Raw genomic sequence first — 6,171 nt, 5'->3', positions numbered from 1 at the left:
CCCGCTTTTGACTTTGTGCAGCAACGTCAAGAGCTCTACCCCCTCCCGACCTCCCCCTGCCAGCAGGGGGAGGAGCAGAGCGTGCGGCTTGCGGCCCTCCATCCAACTTCCACCCCAGCTCCCCCACCACCAGCAACAACTGCCGATGCAGCTCGCGCCATTCGCGCATGCGCATGAAGCTGAGGAAATGCCGCGAGCACCAGTCGCGCAGTTTCGACTGGGTCAGTTCCTCGTGCGCGTCGTGATAGGCCCGCCACAGGTTAAGCACGCCGGCGAAGTCGGACTTCGGATCGGCAAACACGGCATGCGCCGTATCGGCCTGCTGTCGTGCATCGCCGGGTCGCTCGCGCGGATCCTGGATGCTGAGGAAGCTGACGATGACGAGCAGCTCGCGCAGGGCGTGCAGTTGCTCGCCCTCGACCAGCATGCGCGCCAGTTGCACGTCGATCGGCAGGCGCGCCAGGGTGCGGCCGATCGCGGTGAGCTTGCGCGCCTCGTCGATCGCGGAAATCTCGGTGAGCCGGCGGAAGCCGTCGGCGATCACGCGCGGGTCGGGTGCTTCCAGGAACGGGAAGTCGTCGACCTCGCCCAGTTTCAGCGCCAGCATGCGCAGGATCACGTTGGCCAGCGACGAGCGCAGCAGTTCGGGATCGGTGAATGCGGCGCGGCTGGCGAAGTCCGCCTCGTCGTACAGGCGGTAGCAGACGCCCGGCCCCACGCGGCCGCAGCGGCCCTTGCGCTGGTCGGCCGCCGCCTGCGAGACCGGCTCCACATGCAGCCGTTCGAGCTGGCTGCGCTGGCTGTAGCGCTTCACCCGCGCGGTGCCGGTGTCGATCACGTAGCGGATGCGCGGCACGGTGAGCGAGGTCTCGGCCACGTTGGTGGCCAGCACCACGCGGCGCTTCACGCCGGGCTTGAACACGCGGTCCTGATCGCCGGCGGAGAGCCGTGCGTACAGCGGCAGGATTTCGGTTTCACGATATTGCCGGCGCGACAGCAGCTGGTGCGCGTCGCGGATCTCGCGCTCGCCGGGCAGGAACACCAGCACGTCGCCGCGCGGATCGTCGTGAGTGATCTCGTCGAGCACCGCGGCGATGTGTTCGGCGCTGCCCTGTTGCATGTCCTGGCGGGAGGCTCGTTGTGGGAGCGGCTTCAGCCGCGATGCTTCGCCGATCGCGGCTGAAGCCGCTCCCACAGGAGCCTCGTCCACCGGCCGCCAGCGCAACTCGACCGGATACGCGCGGCCTTCCACTTCGACCACCGGCGCGCTGCCGAAATGTTCGGCGAACCGTGCGGTGTCGATCGTCGCCGACGTGACGATGATCTTCAGCTCCGGCCGCTTGACCGCCAGCCGCTTCAGGTAGCCCAGCAGGAAGTCGATGTTGAGGCTGCGCTCGTGCGCTTCATCGATGATCAGGGTGTCGTACGCACTGAGCCACGGATCGCCCTGGGTTTCGGCGAGCAGGATGCCGTCGGTCATGAATTTCACCAGGGTGCGCTCGGACACCTGGTCGTTGAAGCGCACCTGGAAACCCACCACCTCGCCCAGCGGCGTGCCCAGTTCCTCGGCCACCCGACGCGCCACCGAGCGCGCGGCCAGCCGGCGTGGCTGGGTGCAGCCGATCATGCCGGCCTCGCCGCGGCCGGCGGCCAGGCATAGTTTCGGCAGCTGGGTGGTCTTGCCCGAACCGGTCTCGCCAGCGATCACCACCACCTGGTGGTCGCGGATCAGCTTGACGATGTCCTCGCCGCGGGCGCTGATCGGCAGCGCATCGTCCAGCCGGATCTCGGGCTTGGCCGCGGCGCGGGCGCGGCGTTTGGCCGCGGAACGCTGGATATCGGCGCGCAGCGCCTCCAGCTTGCCTTCGTCGGGCCGGCGCGACAGCGTGCGCCAACGCCCCAGCAGGCGACCGAAGTCGCGGCTGGACACCCCATCCAGTTGGCGGCGCAGGTCGCGCAGGCCGGGGTCGGCGGCGGAATCGGGCGGTGGTGGCGGATGGTCATTCATCGAACCGCGCATGATACCTGTTGGACGCAGGTCAACCCGATAGCCACCAGCTATCGCAGGCATACGAAGGTTTCATTTCACCGGCGGGCTGGCACCCGCTACTGTGGACCCATTGCATTCACCCACCCGTTTTCTTCCACCATCGAGGAGCAGCACATGGCCATTTCCATCGGCATTGCCAAGAAGGACCGCGAAGCGGTCGCCAAGCATCTGTCCAAGCTGCTGGCCGACACCTATTCGCTGTACCTGAAGACGCACAGCTTCCACTGGAACGTCACCGGCCCGCAGTTCAACAGCCTGCACCTGATGTTCGAGACCCAGTACAACGAGCTGTGGCTGGCCGCCGACGAAGTGGCCGAGCGCATCCGCACGCTGGACGTGTTCGCCCCGGGCTCGTACAGCCAGTTCGGCAAGCTCAGCTCGATCAAGGAAGAATCGGGCGTGCCGGAATGGAAGGAGATGGTGAACCAGCTGGTCGAAGGCCACGAGATCGCCGCCGCCACCGCCCGCGATACGCTCAAGGCCGCCAACGCCGCCGGCGATGACGGCACCGCCGACATGGTCACTGGCCGCCTGCAGGCGCACGAAAAAACCGCGTGGATGCTGCGCTCGCTGCTGCGTTGATCGCCAGCGTCCTGGATATAGACAGAAACCCGGCCTTGCGCCGGGTTTCTTCCATTACAGCTGGCGCGTGGCACAGCACTTGTCCGGCTCCATCGGCTTCAGCACCGTCGCCGCCGGAGCGGGCGCGGGCTGGAGGGATTTCGGCGGCAAGCCGTAACGCTGGTTGAAGTAAGCCCAGCTGGGCCACAACGCATGGGCCAGCGCCAACCTCGACAGCACCGGATCGACCGCCACCGGTGTCAGCTGGTGGTCGGCCACCTCATAGTGGAACTGCGCCGCGGGCTGGCCCGGCTGCAGCACCAGCAACTGGTCACCTTTCAGATAACCGTAGTTGTCGCCGTACTGCATGATGGCGCGGCCCGGGTAATGCACGGTGAGATCGGCACCGAGCATCGGCTGGACGCTGCTGATGCCGATCAGCGACAGCAGGGTGGGCGCCAGGTCGATCTGGCTGACGAGGTGTTCGTCACGCTGGGCTGGCACGCCCGCACCGAGGATCAGCGCGGGAATGTGGAAGTGTCGCACCGGCACCAGGCTGGCGCCGAACACTCGCGAATCGTGGTCGGCCACGACCAGGAACACGGTGTTCTTCCAGTACGGCGACAGCTTCGCCTTCGCAAAGAACCGGCCGATCGCCCAATCGGCGTAGCGCACCGTGTTCTGCACGCTCGCCGCCGGGTCGCTCGCCTCGATCCGTCCGCTCGGGTATTCCCACGGCGTGTGGTTGGAGACGCTGAAGGCCAGCGTGAACTGCGGCTGCCCGCCGCCCTGCATCAGGCGATGGTGCAGCTCGTTGAACATGTCCTCGTCGGACGCGCCCCACGAGCCGACGAAGGCGGGCTTCACCTCGAACTTCGGCTGGTCGATCACTTCGTCGAAGCCGTTGCCCAGGAAGAACGACTTCATGTTGTCGAAGTGCGCCTCGCCGCCGTAGATGAAGCGCGAGTGGTAGCCGAACTCGCCGAGCAGGCCGGCCAGGGTGAAGAAGCCGCGCTGGCTGCGCGGCTGCTTCAGCACGGCTTCCGCCGGCGTGGGCAGGAAACCGGTGGTGATCGCCTCCAGCCCGCGCACCGAGCGCGTGCCGGTGGCGTAGGTCCGCGCCAGCAGCCAGCCGTCCTTCGCCAGCGCGTCGAACTGCGGCGACAGCTGCTCGCCGCCCAGCGCGCCGATGTACTGCGCCCCCAGGCTTTCCTCGACGATGATGACCAGGTTGAGCGGCTCGGCCGGCCGCTTCGAGGCGCGCTGCACATGCCAGCTGGGATGCTGCGGATCGGGCATCGGCCCCTCGAACCCCGACGCCTCGCGCACCAGTTGCTGCATTTCCGCTTCGGGCATCGGCCCGTACAGTGTCGCCGACGAGCGCTCGTTGTGCATGCCGCGGATCGCATTGATCACGCTGTACAGCGAATTCAGCGGCAACGTGTTGACCATCGCGTCATCGCTGAACGCTACCATCGACGCATTCAGCGGGCGATGCTCCAGCGTGCCGCGTCCCGCCAGGAACAGCAGCGGAAACATCACCGCGGTCAGCAACGGCCGCCAGCGCAGGCGAAGGCGCGCATCGACCAGTTGCGTGCGCAACACACGAAAGCCGACCCAGCCGAGCAACAGCAGACCCACCAGGGCGAACAGCAGCACGCCCTTGTAGCCATGCCACAACATCGCCGACACCTCGTGCGGACTATTGAGGTACTCCACGTACAGGCGATTGGGCCGGGTGTCGTATTCCAGGATGAACTGCGGCGTGGACAGCTCCAGCAGCACGAACAGCATCCACCACAGCCGATACCACCACGCGGTGATGCGCGCGGCCCGGGGCCGATGCCCCAGCCACGGCGACAGCAGGGCCGGCAGCGCACAGATCATCGCCAGCAGGCTCAGATCGATGCGCAGCCCGCCAGACATTACCGGCCACAAGCCGCCCGCCGGCCCTACACGCGGCCACAGCCACAACGCAAGGCCGAGCCGGCTCAGCGCCAGAAAAACCAGGGCGAGCAAAAGGAAACGCCAGGTAAGTTGTCGCACGTGATCCCCCGAGACATGCAGCGCCTTGCGCCGCGAACGGACGACCACTGCGAACGCCGCCGAAAAAGCGGCTACAGCGCGGACTCTAACCCAAAACCCATGCCCGGACTTCGCCGTGCCGACTCATTCGCCCCGCAGGCAGGCCGGCGTCAGGTCGGCTCAGGCGCCACGCGCCGCAGCGTCACCATCAAGTTTCCGCACCGCATCGGTGGCCTCGGCCAGGCTGGTTCCGAAATATCGGCGATGGGCAGCCACGGCGCGCCCCTGCTTGCCGGACACGGCCAGCGACCGGATCTCGGCCAGCTTCGCCAGGTCGGCTTCGCTGTCGCCGAGCAGGCGCCTTTCCAGCTTGCGCAGTTGCGAATGCAGTTCGCCCAGCCGCATGCAGACGACATAGAAGCCCACCACGAGGGTGATCATGGCCAGCATTTCAAACGTGTCGGGACTCATGGTTCATTTCCGGAACGCACCTGCCGGCATGAGCCGGCAGGTGCGCCATCATCGGCTGGCGGTGAGCGGCGCATTTGTTCTTCCTTGTCGCATGCACGGGTACCGGATCACACCGGCCATTCAACGGAACGTGGCGGTGGAGAATTTCACCGGATAGCCATTTTTCTTCAGCGCCTTGCCGACTTCGGTCGCGCCGTCATCGCGGCAATACTTCAGGTCCTTCACGCCATACTTTTTCAACGAACGCATCGACGGCACCCAGACCCCGGCGGATGTCGAATACGAGTACTCGCCAGTCACGGCGTCCAGCGTGTAGCTTTCGTCCAGATCGAGGGCGCTGACAGCCTTCTCCGAATCGGCGAGCAAGGCGATATCCACGCCGGCGCGAACATAGAAGTCCGACTCGTCGGCATGAAATGCCTTGAGCCAGGCCGCATACGCAACCACCAGCCCCTCCGGGATGTTCTCGGCGCGCATGGATCGCGCCTCGTCTTCCGGGTTGCCGAGGCCGCCGTGCCACGCGACCACCGAATCGCATTCGATCTTCAGATGCTGTCCGGCGATGGCCAGATAGCTTGCGCACGCGGAAACGCACACCCCTTTCACGTCGACTTCGACATCCGGATGCGCCTGGATGTCCCTGGCAATCTTCAACGCCACGGAGGGGTAACCACCGCTGCTGTTGAGCAGCACTCTGGCAAAGCCACCCCTGGCGACCGCCAGATATTGTTCGTACGAACCTTTTCGATATCCCCCTCGAACCGTATGGTCGAGCCGGAAGACCGGGTCCATCCGGCCCATGCGCACTGACTGAACAGCGCGGTGATGATCAATATCCCAGCCATGAAGCCATGCTTTTTCATGCGTCGTCCCGAGCAGATCCGTTGCCGGAGCCGCACCTCCGTAATGATATCGATGCACCCGCTTGCGAATGCGGCATGTCGCGCCAGACCGCTGCGGTCGCAATCGGGAAACCTTCACTTCCCATGGTGGCGGGACAGGTCGTCCGTTCGATGCCCAACCTGATCACCCTTCCCACCGCGGCGACGTCTGCGGCATGGGCA

Annotated in this window: 5 protein-coding genes; 1 reads left to right on the top strand and 4 read right to left on the bottom strand. The window is 65.9% G+C overall.

Annotation, left to right across the window (positions count from 1 at the left end):
* The coding region (hrpA, locus tag ASD82_RS04735; RefSeq protein ID WP_082585241.1) for an ATP-dependent RNA helicase HrpA at positions 1-2,008 on the bottom strand (2,008 nt) is incomplete at its 3' end.
* Between the two features lie 156 nt (positions 2,009-2,164).
* Here hrpA and ASD82_RS04730 point away from each other — a divergent pair.
* The gene (locus tag ASD82_RS04730) at positions 2,165-2,632 is read left to right on the top strand and encodes a Dps family protein (protein WP_056716181.1); all 468 of its coding nucleotides are present in this window, start codon (positions 2,165-2,167) and stop codon (positions 2,630-2,632) included.
* Positions 2,633-2,686: 54 nt separating this feature from the next.
* On the opposite strand, the gene ASD82_RS04725 is transcribed toward ASD82_RS04730, so the two are convergent.
* The 3 genes from ASD82_RS04725 to ASD82_RS04715 form a co-directional block, all read right to left on the bottom strand.
* Positions 2,687-4,657, bottom strand: a complete 1,971-nt coding sequence (locus tag ASD82_RS04725) for an LTA synthase family protein (RefSeq protein WP_056716189.1) — start codon at positions 4,655-4,657, stop codon at positions 2,687-2,689.
* Positions 4,658-4,816: 159 nt separating this feature from the next.
* A complete protein-coding gene (locus ASD82_RS04720) occupies positions 4,817-5,107 on the bottom strand; it encodes a hypothetical protein (RefSeq protein WP_056716178.1) in 291 nt (96 codons plus the stop codon).
* Between the two features lie 120 nt (positions 5,108-5,227).
* Complete coding sequence (locus ASD82_RS04715; RefSeq protein WP_157599184.1) at positions 5,228-6,088, bottom strand: hypothetical protein; 861 nt, start codon at positions 6,086-6,088, stop codon at positions 5,228-5,230.
* Between the last annotated feature and the right edge of the window lie 83 nt (positions 6,089-6,171).

Origin of the sequence: Rhodanobacter sp. Root179, from assembly GCF_001428465.1 — a bacterium.
Lineage (GTDB): Bacteria > Pseudomonadota > Gammaproteobacteria > Xanthomonadales > Rhodanobacteraceae > Rhodanobacter.
This window is presented reverse-complemented; position numbering and strand designations above follow the sequence as displayed.